24 protein-coding genes are annotated in these 24,666 nt (G+C 41.6%); all 24 read left to right on the forward strand.

Annotated elements, in window-relative coordinates:
* Positions 1-8 precede the first annotated feature (8 nt).
* The 24 genes from ftsZ (at position 9) to pyrR (ending at position 24,569) form a co-directional block, all read left to right on the forward strand.
* Complete coding sequence (gene ftsZ, locus ABG082_RS07395) at positions 9-1,154, forward strand: cell division protein FtsZ (RefSeq protein ID WP_007499752.1); 1,146 nt, start codon at positions 9-11, stop codon at positions 1,152-1,154.
* 301 nt (positions 1,155-1,455) lie between these two features.
* Positions 1,456-5,775: a S8 family serine peptidase gene (locus ABG082_RS07400; RefSeq protein WP_348936725.1), complete on the forward strand. Its 4,320-nt coding sequence runs from the start codon at positions 1,456-1,458 to the stop codon at positions 5,773-5,775.
* A 250-nt stretch (positions 5,776-6,025) separates the two neighbouring features.
* Positions 6,026-6,955 (forward strand): sigma-E processing peptidase SpoIIGA, encoded by a 930-nt coding sequence (gene spoIIGA / locus ABG082_RS07405; RefSeq protein WP_181891572.1) that lies wholly within the window; start codon positions 6,026-6,028, stop codon positions 6,953-6,955.
* 59 nt (positions 6,956-7,014) lie between these two features.
* Positions 7,015-7,734, forward strand: a complete 720-nt coding sequence (gene sigE, locus ABG082_RS07410; protein WP_007499746.1) for an RNA polymerase sporulation sigma factor SigE — start codon at positions 7,015-7,017, stop codon at positions 7,732-7,734.
* A gap of 143 nt (positions 7,735-7,877) precedes the next feature.
* Positions 7,878-8,657 (forward strand): RNA polymerase sporulation sigma factor SigG, encoded by a 780-nt coding sequence (gene sigG, locus ABG082_RS07415; RefSeq protein WP_003211879.1) that lies wholly within the window; start codon positions 7,878-7,880, stop codon positions 8,655-8,657.
* 150 nt (positions 8,658-8,807) lie between these two features.
* A complete protein-coding gene (locus ABG082_RS07420) occupies positions 8,808-9,746 on the forward strand; it encodes a sugar-binding transcriptional regulator (protein ID WP_007499742.1) in 939 nt (312 codons plus the stop codon).
* A gap of 243 nt (positions 9,747-9,989) precedes the next feature.
* A complete protein-coding gene (locus ABG082_RS07425) occupies positions 9,990-11,234 on the forward strand; it encodes an SAF domain-containing protein (protein ID WP_008344966.1) in 1,245 nt (414 codons plus the stop codon).
* Positions 11,235-11,246: 12 nt separating this feature from the next.
* Entirely contained in the window at positions 11,247-11,678 is a 432-nt protein-coding gene (locus ABG082_RS07430) for a transcriptional regulator GutM (RefSeq protein WP_008354650.1), read from the forward strand.
* 17 nt (positions 11,679-11,695) lie between these two features.
* The gene (locus tag ABG082_RS07435) at positions 11,696-12,226 is read left to right on the forward strand and encodes a PTS glucitol/sorbitol transporter subunit IIC (protein ID WP_003210918.1); all 531 of its coding nucleotides are present in this window, start codon (positions 11,696-11,698) and stop codon (positions 12,224-12,226) included.
* Positions 12,227-12,239: 13 nt separating this feature from the next.
* Positions 12,240-13,250, forward strand: coding sequence for a PTS glucitol/sorbitol transporter subunit IIB (locus ABG082_RS07440; RefSeq protein WP_008344962.1), 1,011 nt, complete (start codon positions 12,240-12,242; stop codon positions 13,248-13,250).
* A gap of 26 nt (positions 13,251-13,276) precedes the next feature.
* Entirely contained in the window at positions 13,277-13,633 is a 357-nt protein-coding gene (locus ABG082_RS07445) for a PTS glucitol/sorbitol transporter subunit IIA (RefSeq protein ID WP_007499733.1), read from the forward strand.
* Positions 13,634-13,762: 129 nt separating this feature from the next.
* A complete protein-coding gene (locus ABG082_RS07450) occupies positions 13,763-14,539 on the forward strand; it encodes an ABC transporter ATP-binding protein (RefSeq protein ID WP_019743283.1) in 777 nt (258 codons plus the stop codon).
* 79 nt (positions 14,540-14,618) lie between these two features.
* Positions 14,619-14,855 (forward strand): YlmC/YmxH family sporulation protein, encoded by a 237-nt coding sequence (locus ABG082_RS07455; protein WP_008344958.1) that lies wholly within the window; start codon positions 14,619-14,621, stop codon positions 14,853-14,855.
* Positions 14,856-15,066: 211 nt separating this feature from the next.
* The gene (gene pgeF / locus ABG082_RS07460) at positions 15,067-15,930 is read left to right on the forward strand and encodes a peptidoglycan editing factor PgeF (RefSeq protein WP_057079577.1); all 864 of its coding nucleotides are present in this window, start codon (positions 15,067-15,069) and stop codon (positions 15,928-15,930) included.
* A 6-nt stretch (positions 15,931-15,936) separates the two neighbouring features.
* Complete coding sequence (locus tag ABG082_RS07465; protein WP_175580589.1) at positions 15,937-16,626, forward strand: YggS family pyridoxal phosphate-dependent enzyme; 690 nt, start codon at positions 15,937-15,939, stop codon at positions 16,624-16,626.
* A gap of 1 nt (position 16,627) precedes the next feature.
* On the forward strand, positions 16,628-17,086 hold the full coding sequence (sepF, locus tag ABG082_RS07470; RefSeq protein WP_017359354.1) for a cell division protein SepF: 459 nt from the start codon (positions 16,628-16,630) through the stop codon (positions 17,084-17,086).
* Positions 17,087-17,092: 6 nt separating this feature from the next.
* Positions 17,093-17,374 (forward strand): YggT family protein, encoded by a 282-nt coding sequence (locus tag ABG082_RS07475; RefSeq protein WP_017367203.1) that lies wholly within the window; start codon positions 17,093-17,095, stop codon positions 17,372-17,374.
* Between the two features lie 54 nt (positions 17,375-17,428).
* Positions 17,429-18,205: an RNA-binding protein gene (locus ABG082_RS07480; RefSeq protein ID WP_348936726.1), complete on the forward strand. Its 777-nt coding sequence runs from the start codon at positions 17,429-17,431 to the stop codon at positions 18,203-18,205.
* 26 nt (positions 18,206-18,231) lie between these two features.
* Positions 18,232-18,726 (forward strand): DivIVA domain-containing protein, encoded by a 495-nt coding sequence (locus ABG082_RS07485; protein WP_008344947.1) that lies wholly within the window; start codon positions 18,232-18,234, stop codon positions 18,724-18,726.
* A 356-nt stretch (positions 18,727-19,082) separates the two neighbouring features.
* Complete coding sequence (gene ileS, locus ABG082_RS07490; protein ID WP_008344945.1) at positions 19,083-21,848, forward strand: isoleucine--tRNA ligase; 2,766 nt, start codon at positions 19,083-19,085, stop codon at positions 21,846-21,848.
* Positions 21,849-22,008: 160 nt separating this feature from the next.
* Positions 22,009-22,383, forward strand: coding sequence for a hypothetical protein (locus ABG082_RS07495; RefSeq protein ID WP_008344944.1), 375 nt, complete (start codon positions 22,009-22,011; stop codon positions 22,381-22,383).
* 94 nt (positions 22,384-22,477) lie between these two features.
* Positions 22,478-22,945, forward strand: a complete 468-nt coding sequence (gene lspA / locus ABG082_RS07500; protein WP_008344942.1) for a signal peptidase II — start codon at positions 22,478-22,480, stop codon at positions 22,943-22,945.
* On the forward strand, positions 22,942-23,856 hold the full coding sequence (locus ABG082_RS07505; RefSeq protein ID WP_007499719.1) for an RluA family pseudouridine synthase: 915 nt from the start codon (positions 22,942-22,944) through the stop codon (positions 23,854-23,856). Before lspA ends, ABG082_RS07505 begins: the two co-directional genes overlap by 4 nt.
* A 170-nt stretch (positions 23,857-24,026) precedes the next feature.
* Positions 24,027-24,569, forward strand: coding sequence for a bifunctional pyr operon transcriptional regulator/uracil phosphoribosyltransferase PyrR (gene pyrR / locus ABG082_RS07510; RefSeq protein WP_007499718.1), 543 nt, complete (start codon positions 24,027-24,029; stop codon positions 24,567-24,569).
* The last annotated feature ends 97 nt before the right edge of the window (positions 24,570-24,666 follow it).

The following is a 24,666-nucleotide window of genomic DNA, read 5'->3' on the forward strand; positions in this document are numbered from 1 at the left end:
GATTCAGCATGTTGGAGTTTGAAACAAATATAGACGGCCTAGCATCAATTAAAGTAATCGGTGTAGGTGGCGGCGGAAATAACGCTGTCAACCGAATGATTGAAAATGACGTACAGGGTGTCGATTTTATTGCAGTGAATACAGATGCACAGGCGTTAAACTTATCAAAAGCAGAAACAAAAATGCAAATCGGTGCTAAGCTGACAAGAGGGCTTGGAGCAGGTGCGAATCCTGAAGTCGGTAAAAAAGCTGCTGAAGAAAGCAAAGAACAAATTGAAGAAGTCCTAAAAGGCGCTGACATGGTCTTTGTGACAGCCGGTATGGGCGGTGGAACTGGTACGGGTGCTGCACCTGTCATTGCGAAAATCGCAAAAGATTCAGGAGCCTTGACAGTTGGAGTTGTGACTCGTCCTTTCACATTTGAAGGAAGAAAGCGTCAGCTTCAAGCAGTTGAAGGGATTGCTTCTATGAAAGAAGCAGTTGATACGTTAATCGTGATTCCAAACGATCGCCTGCTTGAAATTGTCGATAAAAACACGCCAATGCTTGAAGCATTCCGTGCAGCAGATAACGTGTTAAGACAAGGTGTTCAAGGGATCTCAGATCTCATTGCAACACCAGGTTTAATTAACCTTGACTTTGCTGACGTGAAAACGATCATGTCTAACAAAGGTTCAGCTCTTATGGGAATTGGTGTCGCAACAGGCGAAAACCGTGCTGCTGAAGCAGCGAAAAAAGCCATTTCTTCACCACTTCTTGAAACAGCGATTGATGGAGCACAAGGTGTTATCATGAATATTACTGGTGGTACCAACCTTAGTCTTTATGAGGTACAAGAAGCAGCGGATATTGTTGCATCAGCCTCTGATGAAGATGTCAACATGATCTTTGGATCTGTCATTAATGATAACTTGAAGGATGAAATTGTGGTCACAGTCATCGCAACCGGTTTTATTGAGCAAGAGCCGGAAGTGACAAAACCTCAAAGAAATCCATTAGGGCAAGGATTAAAGCAGAATCAATCTATTCCACAAAAGCGTGAAGTAAAACGTGAGGAACATCAACAAACATCATCACAACCAAGACAAAATACACAGTCAAGTGATGATACATTGGATATCCCAACGTTCTTACGTAACCGCAACAAACGATAAGCAAGCACGATTCATCCCCCTTCCTTTGGAAGGGTTTTTTTTATGTCTGCATGGTGAAAAGATCCTGAGTCTGATTGATATAAAAGTCTTGTTTCTGCGTGTTATTTGGATCTATCGTATGTGTTTTGGCTTGAGTTTTTTAAGTCAAAAGAATCATTTTTAATTCCCTTTACAAAAAACGACAAAATGTTGAACTTTATTTGACTACATTAATGAGAACACCATGAATCTTGTCATGATCAAAAAGAAGGGGGAGGGGCAGGGTACACACTGTTTGACCATTTGAGGAGGAGGGATTTTATTGAAAGTGAAGTTTCGCAAAACCGCCGTCTATCGTTTCATGAGTCTTTTGGTGATTGGTACTTTAACGATGACAAGCTTTGGGATGGTTCAAGCAAAATCGACTTCTACCTCATATCAGGAGGAAGCCGTTTCCTCTAAGACAACAAAAGCCAAGATTTCTTCGAGATTAAAGAAGCAGTTTCAAAAGGAAGATAAGGTGACCTTCTTAGTCAAAATGAAGGAACAAACGAATGTACAAAAAGTAGCAAAAGAAGCTGTATCAAAAGCAAAAAAACAAAAATTAACCGCGGCTAAAACGCAGTACACAAAAAGATCAGCCGTTGTATCTGAGCTGAGAGCAACATCTGATGAAACGCAGCAAGCGCTCCTAGCGTATTTACAAAAGGAAAAAAAGAATAAGCAAGTGAAAGATATTCATTCCTACTATATTGTGAATGGTCTAGCTGTGACGGCAACAAAAGAAGTGATGGAAAAGGTTGCTTCTTTTCCAGAAGTAGCTCAAGTGCTACCGAATGAAACACGTCAACTTCATCGTCCTGTTGATTTGAAGCATTCTAAGCCAAACAAACAAATCAAAGCAGTAGATGGAGTTGAATGGAATATTGCTCAGGTGCATGCACCAGAAGCGTGGGATTTAGGCTATGACGGGACTGGAACCGTTGTAGCAAGTATTGATACAGGTGTCGAATGGGATCATCCTGCGCTAAAAGAAAAATACCGCGGGTTTGACCCTGCTCGTCCGAACGAACCATCTCATGAACTGAATTGGTATGATGCCACGACAGGATCTGAAGTCCCTTATGATGACTTGGAGCATGGGACCCATGTGACAGGCACAATGGTTGGTTCTGAGCCAGATGGAAAGAATCAAATTGGGGTCGCACCGGGAGCAGAATGGATTGCAGTGAAAGCTTTTTCAGAAGATGGCGGTACAGATGCTGATCTGTTAGATGCCGGTGAGTGGATTTTAGCACCGAAAGATCAAAACGGAAATCCTCACCCAGAAAAGGCACCTGATGTTGTGAATAATTCGTGGGGCGGCGGGCCAGGTCTTGATGATTGGTATAAAGATGTAGTGAATGCTTGGAGAGCAGCAGACATCTTTCCAGAATTTTCAGCGGGTAATACCGATTTATTCAATCCAGGCGGCGCGGGTTCGATTGCAAATCCCGCTAACTATCAAGAAGCCTTTGCTACAGGCGCAACAGATCAGGACAACAAGTTAGGGTCTTTCTCCCTTCAGGGTCCTTCTCCATATGGCGTAATGAAACCAGATATTGCGGCTCCAGGAGTAAACATTCGCTCTTCGATCCCGGGAAAAGGATATGAGGATGGGTGGAATGGTACATCGATGGCAGGTCCGCATGTCTCGGCTGTTGCTCTTCTTCTCCGCCAAGTGCAATCAGACCTTTCTGTTGATGAAATTCAGCAAATTCTCATTGAGACAGCGAAACCACTGACAGATCAGCAATTTCCTGAATCCCCTAACAACGGCTATGGGGCAGGGTTAGTTGATGCAAGAGAGGCGATTACTGCTTTAACCAATGGAATCGGTACGATTGAAGGTCAGGTGACAAAAGAGGGAGAAGATACAGAACCACCTGTTTTTTCACATAAAGGTCCGAATGAAATTTTTACTGCAACGCCAACCCCATTGACCATCACTGCAGAAGATGGGATAGCAGTGACAAATGTTTCCTTGACTTATCGAGTAGATCAAGGTGAATGGGAGACGCTGAAAGCCAACCGCACGGATGGAAATCATTTAAAAGGAACCTATACGGTGCAGCTCCCTGAACTCGAGGGGGAGAACGTGACGTACCGATGGATTGTGAAAGATTTTGGAGAAAATGAAGCGGCATCAGATCCTTATACACTTCCAATTAAAACATCCATCACCACTGGCTACTCACAAGATTTTGAAGCATGGCCAAGTGGATGGTTCAGTGGTGGAACAAAAGATCCGTGGCAGTGGGGAAAACCGTCCACAGGTCCAAAACAAGCATTTAGCGGGGAACATGTCTACGCCACCAATTTAGACAGTCCTTATGAAAATAAAACGGACGCCAATTTGTCTATGCCGCTTATTGCTGTACCAGATTCAGGTTCTTCCTACCTGCAATATCAATACTGGCATGATCTCGAAGCCAATTATGATTATGTGCATGTCTATGTACAGCCAGAGGGGGAAGACGCCGTTCAAGCGACAGCTTATACGGGAAAAACAAATGCGTGGACAGCAGGCGAAGTTGATTTATCTGCTTATAAAGGTCAAAAAGTGAGAGTCCTGTTTCATATAAGAACAGATGGCAGTGTCACAAAAGATGGCTTTTATTTAGATGATGTGAAAATCACAGATCAAGCATTGTCTCAACAAGCCAAGAACCAGCTGGGGGTGATCAAAAAAGAAAAATCCACAAGCCAGAATAAAAAATCAGTTGATCCAAAAAAGGCAAAGCCTGCTAAAGTAAAAAATAAACATGTACAAATTCAAAAGCAAAACAGTCATGATGCTCCGTCTATTCAAGCTCTTCCAATGAGAGCGCAAATCAGTGTTCTAGAAAGCGGAAAATCAACTTCCACCGATGAAGCGACAGGGAAATATCAGCTGTCTCAAGGAGCAGGAGAATGGACAGTGAAAGCGGAAGCTTACGGCTTTGAATCACGGTCCCAAAAAGTCAAAGTGGCATCAAAAGAAACAGCAGAAGCGAATTTCTCCTTACAGCCGCTAGAGAAACGAACGATCTCCGGCACGGTCGTCAATGAAACAACTGGTGAAAAGGTGAAGAATGCAACTGTTTATCTTGTGGAGGACGCAAAAATTGAGCCGGTGAAAACAGATGAATCCGGTGAATTTTCTCTAGAGGCATTAAGCGGTGTCTATACAGTCAAAATTTTTGCGAAGGGGTTTAAAGGCTATACGTTTACAGCGGATGTGACGGAAAAGCCGCTTGAAAAGTCAGTGAAACTTGAGCCTTTTATCGGTTTTCCGGGAGAGATTGGCTACGATGATGGAACGGCTGAAAATGCACGGGCTTTCTACGATCCTGGCAATGGTTGGGCTGTGAAGTTTTCATTAGAAAAAGGAAAGAAACAAGCACAAGTCACAGGTGGCCTTTTCAGATTTTGGACATCAGAATGGCCAGCTCCTGGAGGCGATGAATTTGCTGTTGAAGTATATGATGCTTCTGGGAAGGGTGGCGCACCAGGTGAGAAAATCGCAGGACCTTTAAAAGCAAATGCACTGCGTAATGGTGAATGGACAAAAGTAGATTTAGAAGATCAAGCCATTACAGTGGATGGCGATTTCTATCTTGTTTATATTCAAACGAAAAAGAATACCGAATCTCCGGGACTTGCCACAGATGAAGATGGCCCTAATGCTGAAAGAAGCTGGCAGCTGACGAGCGGTGCTTTTTCTCCTTCTCCGAAAGAAGAGGGGAATTATATGATTCGTGCGCTCGTAAACTATGAAGCAGATGTACCAGAAATCACTTCTCCAAAGGCAGGAACCATTACAAATCAAGGTGAATTGACGATTGAAGGCACGGCCTCTCCGGGTCTCGATGTGGCCATTTATCAAAATGATGAAGAGGTGGCCAAAGTCAAATCAGATGAGTCGGGTACTTTCAAAGAAAATGTATCTGTTCCAAGTGGAGAGCATGTCTTCACGGCGGCGACTGTAACGGATAAAGGCTCAACAAAACATTCCAAGCCAGTCAAGGTGATCATCGATCAAACAGCACCGACGTTGACCATTGATACACCGAAAAAAGGTGACAAGTCTAATAGAGAATCACTCACGGTGGAAGGGAAAGTAGCGGATGATTATCTAGACCAAGTCACAGTCAATGGAAAAAAAGCGACCGTAAAGGATGGGGCATATTCTGCAAGGGTGCTACTTGAAAATGGGAAAAATACAATCAAAGTGACAGCAAAAGATGCGGCTGGAAACAAAACGACTAAAAAGGTCGACATCGATGTACAATATGATGCACCTGTCATTTCTGAATTAACGCCAAAAGAGAATATGAATCTATCATCAGGTGAATCGGTTAAGATTTCATTTAAAAGCAGGGAAAAGCTAGATGCCACCTTTGTTCTTCATATGCCGCTGACAAATGCTAGATCAAAACTTCAAAACACAACTGAACTGCCGATTCGTGAAGTAGCACCGGGAACGTATGAAGGCTATTGGACGGCGACATCTATTGCAAAAGCAAAAGGTGCAGTGATGGAAGTCATTGTCAAAGATGATTATGGAAATGTCACAAGACAGAAGGCAGAAGGAACACTCACCATCAATGAGAAAGAATGACAGCGAAAAAGACACGACTCTTCGGAGCGTGTCTTTTTTTTGTGCTATTGATAGAGGAGACACTTGTCCAACAAATCATTCTGATGTTCTCTCTGTCTCATACGTCGACAAAAACGATAACAATCCACCAAAAGTTCTCTATCATCCCCTACAAGAATTGACAGACTTCCATCCGATGACTGTTTTATACTGGTACAAACAAGTGCAAGTACTGCTTTTGATTCTTTGTTTCAGATGAAAGGAGCAGAAGGTGGTCATTTATTTAGATGTCATTTGGCTGTTAAACTTTTGTTTTGATCTATTGCTGCTCTTACTCACGGCATTTATTCTCAAACGACAAGTGAAAAAAAGGCGATATATGTTTGGAGCTCTCATTGGATCGAGCATTGTTCTCTTGCTCTTTACGCCATTTGCAATGATTGTGTCGCACCCTTTAGGCAAACTGCTTTTTTCTGTCTTGATCGTGCTTGGAACCTTTGGCTTTCAAAGATTTCGTTCCTTTTTTCAAAACCTGTTTGCTTTTTACTTTGTCACATTTTTGATGGGAGGGGGCATGATCGGGGTTCATTCGTTTTTGCAGACAAATACAGTCATTCAAGATGGACTGCTTATTTCACAAAATGATGGATTTGGTGATCCCATTAGCTGGCTTTTTGTTCTCACTGGCTTTCCGGCCATTTGGCTGTTTTCAAAGAAACGATTAGGAGAGGTTGGTGCGAAAAAAAGACAATATGACGAACAAGTACTTGTGGAGATCCACATTCAAGGAGAAACGATCCGCTTAAATGGTCTGGTCGATTCTGGAAATCAGCTGTATGATCCATTGACGAAAACACCTGTCATGATCGTCCAGCTCGATCAGCTCACATCTATTTTCGGAGAGCCATTTATAGAAAAAATGAAACAGTTTCATCCTGTTGAAGTGATGCAAAAGCTTGATGACCATTTTCCGCTGCTTGATCGTTTAAGACTCGTTCCATATCGCGCAGTCGGTCATGATCACGGGTTTCTACTATGCTTTAAACCAGATACGGTCGTCCTTTATACAAAAACGCATATGATCCAGCCAGCGAAGTGTTTTGTTGGGATGAGTCTAAGTGGATTATCAGCAGATCAGGAATTTCAATCCATCATTCATCCAGAGATGTTAGACGGAAAAATGATACAAGGGGTGTCGTAGTTTTTTTGTGATGTCTTTTATCTTACGAAGTCAACTGGACATTTAGAAGGGAGAAGAAGATGAAAAAATTAAAATTTAAACTCACTTACTACTGGTATAAACTCCTCATGAAGCTAGGGCTAAAGAGTGATGAGATTTATTATATTGGTGGAAGTGAGGCACTGCCTCCGCCGTTATCAAAGGATGAAGAACAAGAATTGCTCGTTAAATTACCAAAAGGTGATCAAACAGCACGAGCCATTTTGATCGAAAGAAACTTGCGATTGGTCGTTTATATTGCAAGAAAATTTGAAAACACAGGCATTAACATTGAGGATTTGATTAGTATCGGAACGATAGGCCTCATAAAGGCAGTAAATACGTTTAATCCAGAAAAAAAGATCAAACTGGCCACATATGCGTCTAGATGTATTGAAAATGAGATTTTGATGTATTTGCGTCGAAATAATAAAATCCGTTCAGAAGTATCGTTTGATGAGCCGCTTAACATTGACTGGGACGGCAATGAATTGCTTTTATCAGATGTACTTGGGACAGATGATGATATTATCACCCGGGATATTGAAGCAAATGTCGATAAAAAATTACTGAAAAAAGCGTTAGAACAATTAAACGATCGTGAAAAACAAATTATGGAACTACGATTCGGTTTAGTTGGTGGTGAAGAAAAGACCCAAAAAGATGTTGCCGACATGCTTGGTATTTCTCAGTCCTATATTTCAAGGCTCGAAAAAAGAATTATTAAACGATTGCAAAAAGAATTTAATAAGATGGTCTAAAAAAATTTTTTTGAAAGCTTTATCCCTGTACTGTCAAAGGGATCACCATTTTTTCACATCTTTCTCGTCATAGACCGTGCATATTTTTCCATCCCACGGAGATACTGAACTTTGTACAACAGCTCCTGTAGGGAGGGAAAAAAGTGTCCAGAAATAAAGTGGAAATCTGCGGAGTCGACACCTCCAAACTGCCTGTTCTGAAAAACGACGAAATGAGAAAATTATTCAGACAGCTGCAAGATGAAGGTGACGATACAGCAAGAGAAAAGCTAGTCAATGGCAATTTGCGGTTGGTTTTAAGTGTGATTCAGCGTTTTAACAACAGAGGCGAGTATGTTGATGATCTCTTCCAAGTAGGCTGTATCGGATTAATGAAATCAATTGATAATTTTGATTTAAGCCACAATGTCAGATTTTCAACTTATGCGGTCCCTATGATCATAGGAGAAATCCGTCGATACTTGCGCGATAACAACCCTATCCGGGTGTCTCGTTCACTAAGAGATATTGCCTATAAGGCGCTTCAAGTCCGTGAGAGACTGATTAGTGAGACAAGCAAGGAACCAACGGCAGAAGACATTGCCAAAGTGTTAGAAGTCCCTCATGAGGAAATTGTTTTTGCCCTAGATGCCATTCAAGATCCTGTTTCTTTGTTTGAACCGATTTATAATGACGGAGGAGATCCGATTTATGTGATGGATCAAATTAGTGATGAACGGAACAAAGATACACAATGGGTAGAAGAATTGGCCTTAAAAGAGGGAATGCGCAGATTGAATGATCGAGAAAAAATGATCCTTCGTAAACGCTTCTTCCAAGGCAAAACACAAATGGAAGTGGCAGAAGAAATCGGTATTTCTCAAGCACAAGTATCAAGGCTTGAAAAAGCAGCAATCAAACAAATGAATAAAAATATTTTTTAAAGCCGCCGCTAATGTGCGGCTTTTTTCATTCTTTTTAGAGAACCCATCTCTAGTATTGACTCTGTTATTTTTTTCATTTAATCTGTTTTTAACAAATGTTATTTGAAATATCATTTGTGAGGGAATAGAGAAGCGGAAAGAAGGGTTATTATGACATTCCATGATGAAAGAAGGCTGCTCATTAAGGTTGCGCATATGTACTATGAAGAAGGCGCCACTCAATCTAAAATTGCAGAAGCTGTTGGGGTTAGCCGTTCGCTCATATCGAAATATTTGGCAAAAGCACGTGAAGCAGGAATCGTGGAAATCATTATTCATGATGAAGTGAATCAACAATATGGTTCGTTAGAAAGAAAAATAGAGCGGAAATACGGGCTGCGAGAAGTCGTGTGTGTGGAATCTCTCAGTCAAGAAACAACAAAAAGTCGAATAGGAGCTGCGGCTGCGGGCTTTTTATTAAAAGTCATGAAGGATGGACAAGTCATCGGTTTTTCATCAGGGACAACCTTGCATGAAATGGCGAAAGCGCTTACGTCTGTTCAGCATTTTCCGTCTGTGACATTTGTTCCGCTAGTCGGAGGCGTCGGAAATGAAGATGTTGATATTCATGCCAACTATATTATTGGAAGATGCTCAGAAGCACTCAAATCCAAATGTGAGTTTTTACATGTGCCTGTCATGCTTGATACGAAAGAAGCGAAAGATGTACTCATTAGACAGCCGTCGATCAAAAAAGTCATTGAATTAGGAGAATCATCAAATATCGCGGTCGTAGGAATAGGCGGGGTTCCGCAACATTCAACGATGGTGAAATCCTATATGACAAGTGGTGAGGAAGATATCCTGCAAGCGAAAGATGTCGCGGGTGACATTTGTTATAACTTTATTGATCATAAAGGTGAAGTGTATCCGCATCCGTGGAACGACCGGGTAATGGGGATCAGTCCTCAAAAACTGAAAGAGATCCCGCTTGTGATTGGTGTCGCTGGAGGAGAAGAAAAAATTGAAGCGATCAGGGCGGCGTTAGAAGGTGGATTAATTCATGTGTTAATTACAGATGAACAAACCGGAGATGCCCTATTAAAGTAACTACCTAAGCCGATTAGGTAGTTTTTTTGAGTCTTTAGACTCAAAAAGATTGAAAATTTTATCGATTTTATCTTGACACAAAGTTGACACATCATATAAACTAAGTTCATAACAAATGATAAATAAAATAACAAATGTTACAAGAAACAGATTTTTGTTAATTTTTATAACATTTGTTAAAAGTTTCAGATTATTTTTCTAGCAATCTATTGTGAAGCAAGAAAACCTGAAAGGATGATTTAGATGTCAATTTATCAACAATTGTTAGCACGAGAACGCAGCGGAGATCCAATCAAAGTTGGGATTATCGGGGCAGGCCAAATGGGGTTTGGACTCATTTCACAAATTTCTAAAATTCCAGGCATGATTGTCGCAGGTGTTTGTGATATTCATCTTAGTGCAGCTGAGAAAGCAGCGAATTTTTACAAGCAACATGCGAAACCACATCAAATGGTCGTCACAAATGATTACAGAGAAGTGATTCAATCAGATTCTGTGGAAGTCGTTGTGGATGCAACAGGTGTTCCAGAGGTCGGAGCAAACATTTCTTTGGAAGCGCTTAATTCAAAAAAACATCTCGTTCTTTTAAATGTAGAAGTCGATATTACGATCGGCTTGGTCATGCATAAATTATTCACGAATGCAGGACTTGTTTACTCTGGATCAGCTGGAGATGAACCAGCAGCAACGCTAGAACTATACGAATTTGCAAAAACAATGGGGCTTGAAGTATTGGTTGCTGGGAAAGGTAAGAACAACCCATTCTTCCCAGAAGCAAACCCAGATACGTGTAAAGCTGAAGCAGATAGTAAACATATGAGTGCCCACATGCTGGCAGCATTCCAAGACGGAACAAAAACGATGGCAGAAATGAACCTATTAAGTAATGCAACAGGACTTTTGCCTGATAAAGTCGGCATGCACGGAGTAGAAGCGAATTTAGAAAATGTAGCAGATAAATTAAATCAAAAACAGCAAGGCGGCGTACTGGATAACTTCGGAGTCGTTGAATATGTAAACGGACTGGCACCAGGTGTCTTTGTCATCGTCAAGAGTGATCTTGAGCCAGTAGATGAAGAGCTTCGTTACTTAAAAGTTGGAAAAGGTCCTCACTACACACTGTATCGTCCTTTCCACTTAGCAAGCCTTGAAACACCAGTGACGATCGCAAAAGCAGTCTTACAACACGATTCTTCAATCCATCCAATTGGTGTACCAGTATCAGAAACTGTCGCTGTGGCGAAAAGAGATATTAAAGCAGGAGAAACACTTGATGGTATTGGCGGATACTCCGTAAGAGGTGTACTTGAAACACATCAAGACATGAAAGCGAACGGCCACATCCCAATTGGCTTAATCAGCGGAAAAGTGGTAGCGAAAAAAGATATCAAATTGGGGCAATTCCTATCTCATGATGATGTAGAACTTGATTCAAACACAACGGTCTGGAAGCTACGTTCATTACAAGATCACTTATTTCAATCATAAGGACGTGAGGCTATGGAAAAATTAGCAATCGTACTTTGTATCATTCTGATTGTGCAGTATGGCTTATCGTTTATTCAAATCAAGTACTACCGCAAAAGCATGGATTCACTGATTGACGACTATAAAGGGAAACAAGGCTATCACTTGTTTTCAGGAATGGAGCGGCGCAAATTTGGTCCTGGAGCCATTGCGCTCATCATTGTCGATGAATCATACATCATTCAAAAGTGTCATGTGCTGGGTGGCGTCTCGATTTTGTCTAAATTTAAGGAACTGCCTTCCTATGAAGGAAAACATGTGGGGGCTGTGCTTGATGAGCATCACATGATGAAACAAACATTGAAAAAGCGCAAAAGGGGACCAGCTGTCATGCAAGCACTCTCCATGGCAGCGGAGCAGGCGCTTGTCTCGATTTCTAAAAAAAATATAACAAATGTGAACTAAGAAAGGGGAGATGAAACATGGAATGGATTCAATGGTTTGGAGAGCACTTTATCGGGATGTTTGAAGCCGGCGGAAAGCAATTCATGGGTCTTGTTACAGGTATCGTTCCAACGCTTGTTGTGTTACTTACTTTCACTTATGCTGTCATGAAGTTTATTGGAGAAGAGCGAGTGAATAGAGCGATTCAGTTTGCAGCGAAATATACCATTTTGCGCTATACGTTAATGCCGATCTTATCCGTTCTTATTTTGACAAACCCAATGGCTTATACGTTTGGCCGCTTCTTACCTGAAAAACAAAAACCAGCATTCTATGATTCAGCTGTTTCATTTGTTCATCCGGTGACATCGCTGTTCCCGTATGCCAACGCAGGAGAACTGTTTGTCTACTTAGGAATTGCGAACGGGATTAAAGAAGCTGGATACTCTATGTCAGAGCTAGCTGTTCGTTACTTCTTAGTCGGGATCGTTGTCATTTTACTTCGCGGAATCATTACGGAATGGATCACAAAGTACTTAGCAGGAAAAATGAAAGCGAATTCACAATAGGGGAGGGTTAGACATGACAAACCACAAAGTATTTGTTGCAAAAGGTGCTGGCGGATGGGGAAAAGGATTAGAGCTTGAACCAACCGGTAAAAGAAGAAAGGTCGTTTCCATTACAGGAGGAGGCATTCACCCAGTTGCACGTAAAATTGCAGAAATGACAGGGACAGAAGCATGTGATGGTTTTAAAAATTCTATACCAGAAGATGAAATGATGTGTGTTGTCATTGACTGCGGAGGAACAGCGCGAATCGGACTTTATCCAATGAAACGTATTCCAACTGTCGATGTGCTGGCATCCTCTCCTTCTGGACCGCTTGCAAAACACATTACAGAGGATATCTTCGTATCAGGTGTCACAGAAAAAGATATTTCCTTTGCGGAAGCATCTGATAGTGAAGGGACTGTAGAAGGTCAAGAAAGCAGCGGCCCAATTGACAAAGAGAATTTCAAAGAAACCTATTCAAAACTGAAAGAGGAAAATATCGAACGTCAAGAAAAAGGGAATTTCCTCATGAGATTCTCAAGAGGAATCGGGAAAGTAACCGGCACATTCTATCAAGCTGGTCGTGATTCTGTTGATATGCTCCTTAAAAACATTATTCCATTCATGGCCTTTGTCAGTATGTTAATTGGAATTATCAATTATACAAAAATCGGTGATCTGATTGCCCATTTCCTTTCACCTTTGGCAGGATCTTTATGGGGGCTCTTACTGCTCGTTGTTGTCTGTACCTTACCGTTCCTATCGCCTGTCTTAGGACCTGGGGCAGTCATTGCACAAGTCATCGGTGTTCTCATTGGTAGTCAAATTGCACTAGGGAATATTCCGCCTCAATTTGCTCTTCCAGCACTGTTTGCGATCAACGGTCAAGTAGGGTGTGACTTTATCCCGGTGGGGCTATCACTTGGTGAAGCGAAGCCGGAAACGGTACAATATGGGGTACCAGCAGTTTTGTATAGCCGTCTCATTACAGGCGTTCTATCTGTTGTGATCGCATACGTTGCCAGCTTCGGTATGTATTAAACGTATTAAAGGAGGAATCGAGATACATGGTAACACAATCTGTCGTAAAAGAAATTGGGATCTTAGTCCCGCAGTTTAAAGAAGATAAGCTGATTGTTTTATTTGGACCAGCAGCGCCGCAGGAATTAAGAGATATGTCTGTCATTCATGAGTTTGAACACTTAGAAGAAGAGCCTCTGAAATTAGGCGGAACGATTCAAGTGGGCGACCAAACTTATACCATTACTGCTTTAGGCAATAAAGCAAATGACAACTTTAAGGAACTCGGCCATATTTCGATCTACTTCCAAGAGCCGTTTGATGATGTATTACCGGGAGCTGTCTTTGCATCCCCGCATACGTTTCCTGACATTAAAGAGGGCGTACGAATTGAAATTTCGTAACCATGCAAAAAAGCTGTTCCTTAATAGGGAGCAGCTTTTTTGCGTTAGGTTTACTGATTGAAACATTTGCGATATGCTGTAGACGTTATTATTTGTATATTCAGAATTTTTATTCAGGGGGAAAAGATCGTGTCGCTTGACTTGAAGGATGTTTCTTTAAAACGAAATGGAAAATGGCTGCTTCGTTCTATTGACTGGCAGGTGAAAAACCAGGAACACTGGGTGCTTTATGGATTGAATGGTGCGGGAAAAACCGCTTTATTAAATATGCTGTGCTCGTATTATTTTCCAACGTCAGGTGAGATGACGGTGTTAGGCCATGTGTTTGGCAAGGAAGCGCTTGGTGAAAAACTAAGGAAGAAAATTGGTCTCATCTCTGCTGGTCTTGAAAAGAAGCTGCACAGAGATGACAATGCATTTGAAATTGTTTTGAGCGGGGCATTTGCTTCCATCGGACTTTATGAAACACCGACAGATGAGATAAGAGAGAAGGCGATTGATTTATTAAAAACATTTGGATCGTTTCAATATGCCAATCGCACGTATGAAACCCTGTCGCAAGGAGAGAAACAAAAAGTGCTCATCGCAAGAGCTTTAATGAATGATCCGAAGCTTCTAATATTAGATGAACCTGTGACGGGTCTTGATTTTTTAGCAAGAGAACAAGTGCTGGAGACGATCTCATTGATTGCATCAAAACCAGATGCGCCCACATTGCTCTATACGACCCACCACGCAGAAGAGATTCTCCCGATTTTTCAGCACACCTTATTATTAAAAGAAGGTACTGTTTTTCATAAAGGGGAGACAAAGCAGATGATGACAAGCGACTTGCTTTCTTCTTTTTTTGAATGTCCAGTCGAAGTCATGTGGCAAAACGGCCGTCCTCACTTAAGTAAATTGTAGATAAGAGAAACTATTGGTCTGCTTCCCTGCTTTTCCATCATACATATTATAGTAGAAAACGAAAGGCGGGGAAGGACAGATGATCAGTATTTCTGAATTCCAAATCAAAGATGTTGTCGATGTGTCCAGCGGAAAAAAATTAGGTACCATTGGAGACATCGATATCAATGTCACGAGCGGTAAAATACAAGCGATTATCATAGGCGGTACAGGTAAAATGATGGGATTTTTCGGAAAAGAAGAGGAAATGATTGTCCCGTGGCGAAATATAGTAAAAATTGGCGAAGATGTGATACTTGTCCGATTGTCTTCTTAATTCGTGTAAACTCCTCAATGAATCATTCAATGATCCTTAACATAAGCTCTCCATTCTCAGCAATCAATGTCTTTTTCGGGTAAAAAGATTACGTTTTCATATCAATTTGAAAAAAAACCTGTAGAAAGGGCACATTTGAGTGTAATATTTAATGAATCCCACTAACTGTCTTAGCAGGTCTTGTGGTAAAATAGGAGCGATATAAAGAGAGATGAATGAAAGGTGGGAGGCAGCTTTGATAGACAAATATGACCCCTTTCAGCAGAAATCACCTTATGCAATGATGATTCATGATTGGACGAACATGACATGTTCTGGAAAAGAGATATTGGCCGGTTTTACGACAAAAAATGGCGGCTTTAGTCTTTCTCCATATCAATCAATGAACACTGGACTCCATGTAGGAGATGATGCTTCTAGTGTCCAAATGAATCGTCAAGTCATTGCAGATGCTACTGCTGTGCCGCTCTCTAATTGGGTGTTTGCTGACCAAACACACGAGGATCGCATCATGAAAGTCACGAAGGAACAAAAGGGAAGAGGAAGTCTTCAGTATGATGAAGCGCTCTCTAGAACAGATGGTTTATACACCTCTGAACCAAACATCATGCTCGCTCTTTGTTTCGCTGACTGTGTTCCGCTTTATTTTCTAGCGCCGCAATCTGGGCTGATTGGAACGGCTCATGCCGGCTGGAAAGGAACCGTTAAGCAAATTGGCGCCAACATGGTTGATGCATGGGTTCGCCAAGAAGGCGCTGATGCCGATCATATACAAGTCGTCATTGGACCATCCATTGGCAGCTGCTGCTACATAGTAGATGATGTTGTCATAGATCAAGTGAAACAGCTTCCTTTTACAACAGAGGATGTGTATTCCGAGATGTCACAAGGACAATACAAAATTGACTTAAAAACATTAAACAAAAACGTATTACTTCATGCAGGATTAAAAGAAGAAAACATACATGTCAGTTCGATGTGCACAAGTTGCAATGAGCAGCATTTCTTCTCACACCGGCGTGATCAAGGGAAAACAGGACGTATGATGTCTTTTGTCGGGTTTAAGGAGGCATAAGTGCAATTGAATGTACGAGAGAATCTCAGACAAATAAATGAACAAATCAACGAAGCATGTAAAAGAGCAGGTAGACATCCAGACGATGTATCGGTTGTCGCTGTCACAAAATATGTCTCGATTGAACGAGCATTAGAAGCCAAGGATGCCGGAATTTTGCACTTTGGTGAAAATCGTGACCAAGGGTTACTTGAAAAACAGGCAGCCATAACCGATGAAAACATTAGCTGGCACTTCATCGGCAGTTTACAGACGCGAAAAGTGAAATCTGTCATTCAGACCATTGACTACTTACATTCGCTAGACAGAATGTCCCTTGCGAATGAAATTGAAAAAAGAGCGGATCACACGGTTCGCTGTTTTGTACAGGTGAACACATCACTTGAGGAGTCAAAACACGGCTTACAAAGCGAAGACGTGATTCCATTTGTCAAACAGCTGGCTGATTTCAAACATATTGAAATTGCTGGACTCATGACGATGGCTCCATTTACAGATGATTATACTGTGATACGAAACTGTTTTAAAACATTAAAAAGCCTTCAACAAGAGGTAAAACAACTGAACCAAGTAAATGCACCTTGTCAGCATTTATCGATGGGCATGTCAAACGATTTTGAAATCGCAATTGAAGAAGGTGCGACATTTGTTCGGATTGGCTCTTCACTTGTTGGAAATGAAACAGGAGGTGCGTGACATGAGCATAAAAAATAAGTTTAAAAGCTTCTTCACACTCGATGATGAAGAGTATGAGTACGAATATATTGATGAAGAAAGAGAACCAGCACAAGAAGAAAAAAACACAAAAGATAAAGCGGCATTTCAAGAGCGTCCTCAGGCAGGAAAACAAAATGTCGTCAGCTTGCAAAGCGTGCAAAAATCCTCTAAAGTGGTGTTAAGTGAGCCACGTGTTTATGCAGAGGCTCAAGAGATTGCAGATCATATTAAAAATCGGCGTGCAGTCGTCGTCAATTTGCAGCGCATTCAGCACGATCAAGCAAAGCGAATCATCGATTTCTTAAGCGGAACGGTTTATGCAATCGGTGGAGACATTCAGCGTATTGGCTCGAATATATTCCTCTGCACTCCTGATAATGTGGATGTATCTGGCACAATATCAGAGCTATTGACAGAGGAAGAACCTCAGAGGTGGTAAACCAAAGTGATTCTATATTACATTTTTCAGTTTCTACAGACTGTATTAACGATTTACTCATTCGCGATCATTATTTACATCTTTATGTCATGGGTACCATCTGCAAGAGAAACAGCGATTGGCCGCTTCTTGACAAACATTTGCGAACCGTATTTAGAACCATTCCGTAAAATTATTCCGCCAATTGGCATGATTGACATCTCGCCAATTGTGGCATTGCTTGTGATTCGTTTCGCATCATTGTATGGACTAACTGGTCTTTATAATATGATTGTACGATTCATGTAAACAGGCTGCCGGGCTTGGCATCTGCCAGGCTCTTTTACATAAAAGGGGAACAAAATGAGCGATATTTATCAACATTTTAGAAAAGACGAACAGCCATTTGTCGACCAAGTATTAGGCTGGAAAAACATCGCACTCGATCAATATCGAATGAAATTAACAGACTTTCTTGATCCGCGTGAGCAGTTCATTACCCAGTCCGTGATTCAGCATTCTGATGAACTGGGTCTCATGTTTTTTGGCGGGTATGAGGAAGCAGAGCGAAAAAGGGCTTTGATCTATCCTGATTATTTAGCACCGTCTATACAGGATTTCGAGCTGACTTATTTTCAGGTGAACTATGCGAAAAAGTTTATTTCTATAGAACACCCCAACCTTCTCGGTTCGCTCATTGGGACAGGCCTGAAGCGTCAAAAATTCGGTGATTTGTTGTTTTCAGAGGACAATGTGCAATTTATTTGTACAAGCGATGTTGCCGATTTTGTTCGGGCTCAGCTGACGCATGTCGGCAGAGCATCTGTTTCATTAGAGGAAATTAGCAAGGCAGATCTTCAGCCAGTCATCAGCAAAACCGATATCAAAGAAGATACGATTTCTTCACTGCGGCTTGACGCTGTATGTGCTGCTGTCAGCCGTCAGTCTCGGCAAAAAGCACAACTTTTGGTCAAAAATGGTCTTGTCAAAGTAAACTGGAAAGTCACTGAAGACCCTTCCTTTACAATTGGTGAAGGTGATCAGCTCTCTGTCAGGGGATTTGGCCGCTTTAGCTTAAAAACAATTGATGGAAAGACAAAAAAAGATAAATTGAAAGTAACATTTGAGCTTCTGACATAACGAATTTGAATCTGGAGGTGGCAAGATTGCCATTAACACCTAATGATATTCATAATAAAACGTTCACAAAAAGTTTTCGCGGCTATGACGAAGATGAAGTAAATGAGTTTTTAAGCCAAGTACGTAAAGATTACGAGATCGTACTTCGCAAAAAGAATGAGCTTGAAGACAAAGTCAACGAGCTTGATGAAAGACTAGGCCATTTTGCAACAATTGAAGAAACATTAAACAAATCCATTCTTGTGGCGCAAGAAGCAGCAGAAGACGTGAAGCGTCATTCTGATAAAGAAGCGAAATTGATCATTCGTGAAGCTGAGAAAAATGCAGACCGTATTATCAACGAAGCGTTATCAAAATCAAGAAAGATTGCAATGGAAATCGAAGAGCTCAAGAAACAGTCGAAAGTCTTTAGAACTCGTTTCCAAATGCTCATCGAAGCTCAGCTTGATCTTCTGAAAAATGATGATTGGGATCATTTGCTGGAATATGAAGTTGACGCTGTCTTTGACGAAAAAGAATAAGCGCATCATCTTGACATGACGTGCTCATGTTGCATATAATACCATCATAAATTAACAAGAGATAAACGTTTGAAAGGGACACTCGCAGTTGTCACATGCGTAATTAAGCGAATCAGGGACGGTGGAAGCCTGACATTACGGGACGCTGCAATGAGATCACCCCTTTAGTTCCTTTTCTGAAATGAATGAGTAAGAAAAGGCGTCTGATCACGTTACGATTTTAGAGTGGATAAGCGGCAGTTTCAAAGCGCTTGTCTAAAAGGGTGGTACCGCGAGACAAGCCTTCTCGTCCCTTATGGGATGAGAGGGCTTTTTTTATTGTTTTTTAATACGAATTTGCATGTGGAGGAATAGGTATGAACTACAAAGACACCTTATTAATGCCAAAAACAGAATTCCCGATGAGAGGAAACTTGCCGAACAAAGAGCCTGAAATCCAAGAGGAGTGGGCAGAAAAAGACATCTATCAAATGGTTTTAGAGCGGACAAAAGGACGCCCAACCTTTATTTTGCATGATGGACCTCCATATGCGAATGGTGACATTCATATGGGGCACGCACTCAATAAAATCCTCAAAGATTTTATTGTCCGTTTTAAATCAATGAATGGATTCCATGCACCGTACGTACCGGGCTGGGATACACATGGCTTACCGATTGAAACAGCCCTTACGAAAAATAAAAAAGTCAAACGCAAAGAAATGTCGACAGCAGAATTCCGTAAACTATGTGAGGAGTATGCTTGGAAACAAATCGAAGGTCAGCGCAATCAGTTTAAACGTTTGGGCGTAAGAGCAGACTGGGACAATCCATATGTGACATTGAAGCCTGAATACGAAGCGCAGCAAATTCTTGTCTTTGGTGAAATGGCGAAAAGAGGCTATATTTACAAAGGCCTTAAGCCTGTTAACTGGTCTCCATCAAGTGAATCAGCACTTGCTGAAGCAGAAATTGAATACAAGGACAAACGTTCACCATCGATTTACGTATCATTTAAAGTGAAAGATGGCAAAGGCGTACTTGAAAACGGCGAGCAGTTCATCATCTGGACAACAACACCTTGGACACTTCCTGCAAACCTTGGCATTTGTGTACATCCAAACCTAGAGTACAGTGTGCTTCAAGTGGGGGCTGAGCGATATGTCATCGCATCTGAGCTAGTTGAACAAGTGGCAAAAACACTTGGCTTTGAAGAGTACGAAGTTGTGAAAACCTTAAAAGGTAAAGAATTAGATAAGGTCGTTGCAGCACATCCAATTTACGATAGAGATTCTCTTGTGATGCTTGGCGATCACGTCACAACAGATGCAGGAACAGGCTGTGTTCACACAGCGCCAGGTCACGGGGAAGATGACTTTATCGTAAGTATGAAGTACGGTCTTGATGTGCTATGTCCAGTAGATGAAAAAGGTGTGATGACAGAAGAAGCACCTGGTTTTGAAGGACTATTCTACGAGGATGCCAATAAAGCCATCACAGAACAGCTTGAAGCAAAAGGCGCATTGAAAAAACTCGACTTTATCACGCACTCCTATCCGCATGACTGGAGAACGAAAAAACCAACGATTTATCGTGCAACTGCTCAGTGGTTTGCTTCTATTAAAGATTTCAGAGAAGCACTATTAGATAATATTAAAGAAACGAAATGGGTTCCAGCTTGGGGCGAAACGCGCCTGTTCAATATGGTGCGTGACAGAGGTGACTGGTGCATTTCAAGACAGCGTGTATGGGGCGTTCCAATCCCAGTCTTCTATGCTGAAAATGGTGAGCCAATCATCACAGATGAAACGATTCAGCACGTCTCTCAATTATTTAGAGAACATGGCTCGAATATTTGGTTTGAAAAAGAAGCAAAAGAATTATTGCCTGAAGGCTTTACACATCCAGGCAGCCCGAATGGTGAATTTACAAAAGAGCAAGATATCATGGATGTATGGTTTGATTCTGGTTCTTCTCACCAAGCGGTATTAGAAGAACGAGATGACCTGGTTCGTCCAGCAGACCTTTACCTTGAAGGTTCTGATCAATATCGCGGCTGGTTTAACTCATCTTTATCTACAGCAGTTGCTGTTACAGGAAAAGCGCCATATAAAGGTGTTCTCAGCCATGGCTTTACGCTTGATAAAGAAGGACGCAAGATGAGTAAATCATTAGGCAATACGATCGATCCGACGAAAGTGGCGAAGCAGCTTGGTGCGGAGATTCTTAGACTTTGGGTATCTTCTGTCAACTATCAAGCCGATCATCCAGTGTCTGATGACATTTTAAAACAAGTCGCAGAAGTTTATCGTAAAATCCGTAACACGTTCCGCTTCTTGCATGGTAACCTGTTTGACTTTGATCCAGCAGTCAATGCAGTACCGGTCGAAGAGCTTCGCGAAGTGGATCAATATATCTTAATCAAATTAAACAAATTGATTGATAAAGTGAAAAAAGCTTATGATGATTACGAATTTGCGGTTGTCTATCATGCCATCCACAACTTCTGTACGATTGAGCTTAGCTCTTTCTATCTCGATTTTGCAAAAGATGTGGTATACATTGAGCATGCGGATCATCCAGACCGCCGCAGCATGCAAACGGTCTTCTATGAAACATTAATGGCGTTAGTGAAGCTGACAGCACCAATTCTTCCGCATACAGCAGATGAACTATGGAGCCACTTAAGCTTTGTTGAAGAGCCAAGTGTTCAGTTAACAGATATGCCAGAAGGTGTAGCTGTTCCTCAAGCAGAAGCGACAGAAGTGAAGTTTGACCGCTTTATGGAAGTACGTGACGATGTGCTAAAAGCGCTGGAAATTGCGCGTAATGAGAAAGTCATCGGACGTTCACTTGAAGCAAGTGTGACCCTTTATGCAACAGAGGAAGTGAAAAATCTTCTTGCATCCATTAAAGAAGATGTGAAGCAGCTCTTCATCATTTCTGAATTAACAGTAGAAGATGAGAAACATGCAGACGCATCAGCGCCTGAATACACATCAGGACGTATTGTTGTTCAAAAAGCAGAAGGCGAACTGTGCGAACGCTCCCGCATTATTTCAAAAGATGTTGGCGCAAATCCAAAATACCCAACATTGTCGCTCAAAAATGCTGAAATCGTGGAGAAATATTACCAGAATTAACAGCGTGATATCACCAACTAGCGCCCCGCATATAGCGGGGCGTTTTTGATATAGAGAAAATGACAGCGTTTAGAACGAAAGGAAAAATCTTATGGCTTTAAAGTGAACAGGCGGGGCAACAATATGATTATCACGACAGGGCAGGAGTTGAATCAGCGACATGAATGGCGATCTAGAGACGATTTACATGGAACTCCTTCAAATGAGAGAAGAACTGCAATCGAAACTGTTTGAATATGCATCATTGCGTTCACCCGCTGAACATGTCACTTTCGATCAAGCAAAAACGACCACGCTTCTTTATCACATCAAAGAAGAACTGCAAGATGTTTCGCTCGCGATTGCAAAAATTGAACAAGGAACTTATGGCATATGTGAGGCGACTGGGCATACAATGCCCATTGAACAAATGAGTATTCTTCCGACTGCTCGTACGACTGACGACTTTTTATATCATAAGCAATACGAGAAAAAAGCATTCACCCCTTATCCTTATGAATCAAATGATTCTCATTTTGAAGCCTTCCACATGTAGGGAGGTTTTTGTCTGTCAACTAAAGTTTCTTTACTCCATCCTGTTTTCTTGATAAAATGCTTAAAGACCAAAGTATGAAGATGGAGGAACGTGTGTGTTCTATTACATAATCGCATTCGTGATAATTTGTTTAGATCAATTAACAAAATGGCTCATTGTCAAACATATGATGCTCGGTGATTCTATTCCTGTGATTGATGGCTTCTTTTACATCACATCCCACCGAAATTCAGGAGCCGCATGGGGGATTCTCCAAGGACAAATGTGGTTTTTCTATGTGATCACACTCGTTGTTATTGCAGGAATTGTTTATTATTTGCAAAAACATGGACAAAAGGACAAGCTACTTGGCGTAGCGCTTGCCTTAATGCTTGGCGGAGCGATTGGGAACTTTATTGACCGTATTTTCCGTCAAGAAGTGGTTGATTTTGCTCATTTCGTATTTGGGGATTATCATTATCCGATCTTTAATATCGCAGATTCCTCTCTATGTGTGGGGGTTATTCTGCTCTTTATTCAAATGCTGTTAGATGGAAAGAAAAATAAGGAGTCAACTACATGAATCAAGTAAACATTGCCGTTTCAGAAGAACAAACGAGTGAACGGCTTGATAAATTTTTAAGCACAACTGAACCAGAATGGTCAAGAACCCAAGTCCAGCAGTGGGTGAAAGATGGGCTCATCGAAGTAAATGGAAAACAAGTGAAGGCCAATTATAAAGTACAAGCTGGAGATCAAATCAAAGTAGAGATTCCAGATCCAGAAGCACTAGATGTAGAAGCGGAATCAATGGATCTTGATATTTATTATGAGGATGAAGATGTACTAGTGGTCAATAAACCAAGAGGAATGGTCGTTCATCCAGCACCAGGACATGTGACAGGTACTCTTGTCAATGGCCTCATGGCTCATTGCAATGATTTGTCAGGCATTAATGGTGTGATGAGACCAGGAATTGTCCACCGGATTGATAAAGATACGTCAGGGCTTTTAATGGTCGCAAAAAATGATATGGCGCATGAATCACTCGTCAATCAGCTGGTGGCGAAAACGGTCACTAGAAAATACACAGCCGTTGTTCATGGCATCATTCAGCATGATACTGGAACGATTGATGCACCAATTGGTCGAGACAAAAAAGATCGCCAAAGCATGACGGTCACAAAAGAAAATGCAAAGCAGGCAGTCACTCATTTTGATGTGATGGAGCGCTTTAAAGACTTTACCGTTGTAGAATGCCGCCTAGAAACAGGAAGAACCCACCAAATTCGTGTTCATATGAAATACATTGGCTATCCGCTTGCCGGAGATCCAAAATATGGCCCGAGAAAAACTGTTGATTTCAATGGACAACTGCTGCATGCAGGCGTGTTAGGATTTGATCACCCTAGAACAGGAGAATATATGGAGTTTACAGCTCCAATTCCAGCTGATATGCGGGGCTTTATCGATTCATTAAGAAATAACGATTGACAGGCCGTTCTTTTTTTGAAATAATAAACGAAGAAATTGAGATTCTTTAAAACAGTCCAGAGAGGCTGAGAAGGATAACGGATCAATTTGTGCACGAGTATGCACAAATGAGCGCCCCTCTCTGCCCTTTGCAGAAGGGGCTTTTTATTTGTCAAAAAGAGGTGTAAAAGATGGAACAAAAAGCAGTCATTCTTGATGAACAAGCGATAAGACGAGCGCTTACCCGTATTGCACATGAAATGATTGAGCGCAACAAAGGGATGAAGGATGTCATCCTAGCCGGGATCAAGACAAGAGGTATTCATCTTGCAAAGCGCCTTGCAGAGCGCATCGAACAAATTGAAGGAAACCCAGTGACGGTGGGTGAACTGGATATTACGCTATACCGTGATGACCTGACAAAAAAGACAGAGAACCAAGACCCGCTTGTCAAGGGTGCAGACATCCCAGCTGACATTAATGACAAAACACTGATTGTCGTAGATGATGTTTTGTTCACAGGTAGAACCGTCAGAGCGGCTATGGATGCGCTTGTGGATGTAGGAAGACCATCTTCCATTCAGCTAGCTGTTCTAGTCGACCGGGGACACCGGGAGCTGCCGATTCGAGCGGATTATATCGGAAAAAACATCCCGACATCAAAAGCAGAGACAGTCATGGTTCAGCTCAATGAAGTAGATCAAAACGACCTTGTCGCTATATATGAAAAATAACCTTTTTAAATGCATTCCAGAGAGTTTGCAAAGAGGGCAATAACAGAGACACCGAGCACACGGCTAAAGTGACGTGTACGGTTTTTCTAGGCCTCTT

The organism is Bacillus sp. BS1807G30 (assembly GCF_040047675.1).
In the GTDB taxonomy this organism is placed as follows: domain Bacteria; phylum Bacillota; class Bacilli; order Bacillales; family Bacillaceae; genus Bacillus; species Bacillus altitudinis.

What these genes read in the sequence shown, in the direction of transcription:
- ftsZ (WP_007499752.1), top strand. Translation starts at nt 9, where the DNA reads ATGTTGGAGTTTGAAACAAATATAGACGGCCTAGCATCAATTAAAGTA.
- sigE (WP_007499746.1), top strand. Translation starts at nt 7,015, where the DNA reads ATGAAAAAATTAAAATTTAAACTCACTTACTACTGGTATAAACTCCTC.
- ABG082_RS07420 (WP_007499742.1), top strand. Translation starts at nt 8,808, where the DNA reads ATGACATTCCATGATGAAAGAAGGCTGCTCATTAAGGTTGCGCATATG.
- ABG082_RS07425 (WP_008344966.1), top strand. Translation starts at nt 9,990, where the DNA reads ATGTCAATTTATCAACAATTGTTAGCACGAGAACGCAGCGGAGATCCA.
- ABG082_RS07430 (WP_008354650.1), top strand. Translation starts at nt 11,247, where the DNA reads ATGGAAAAATTAGCAATCGTACTTTGTATCATTCTGATTGTGCAGTAT.
- ABG082_RS07435 (WP_003210918.1), top strand. Translation starts at nt 11,696, where the DNA reads ATGGAATGGATTCAATGGTTTGGAGAGCACTTTATCGGGATGTTTGAA.
- ABG082_RS07440 (WP_008344962.1), top strand. Translation starts at nt 12,240, where the DNA reads ATGACAAACCACAAAGTATTTGTTGCAAAAGGTGCTGGCGGATGGGGA.
- ABG082_RS07445 (WP_007499733.1), top strand. Translation starts at nt 13,277, where the DNA reads ATGGTAACACAATCTGTCGTAAAAGAAATTGGGATCTTAGTCCCGCAG.
- ABG082_RS07455 (WP_008344958.1), top strand. Translation starts at nt 14,619, where the DNA reads ATGATCAGTATTTCTGAATTCCAAATCAAAGATGTTGTCGATGTGTCC.
- pgeF (WP_057079577.1), top strand. Translation starts at nt 15,067, where the DNA reads ATGAATGAAAGGTGGGAGGCAGCTTTGATAGACAAATATGACCCCTTT.
- sepF (WP_017359354.1), top strand. Translation starts at nt 16,628, where the DNA reads ATGAGCATAAAAAATAAGTTTAAAAGCTTCTTCACACTCGATGATGAA.
- ABG082_RS07480 (WP_348936726.1), top strand. Translation starts at nt 17,429, where the DNA reads ATGAGCGATATTTATCAACATTTTAGAAAAGACGAACAGCCATTTGTC.
- ileS (WP_008344945.1), top strand. Translation starts at nt 19,083, where the DNA reads ATGAACTACAAAGACACCTTATTAATGCCAAAAACAGAATTCCCGATG.
- ABG082_RS07495 (WP_008344944.1), top strand. Translation starts at nt 22,009, where the DNA reads ATGAATGGCGATCTAGAGACGATTTACATGGAACTCCTTCAAATGAGA.
- ABG082_RS07505 (WP_007499719.1), top strand. Translation starts at nt 22,942, where the DNA reads ATGAATCAAGTAAACATTGCCGTTTCAGAAGAACAAACGAGTGAACGG.
- pyrR (WP_007499718.1), top strand. Translation starts at nt 24,027, where the DNA reads ATGGAACAAAAAGCAGTCATTCTTGATGAACAAGCGATAAGACGAGCG.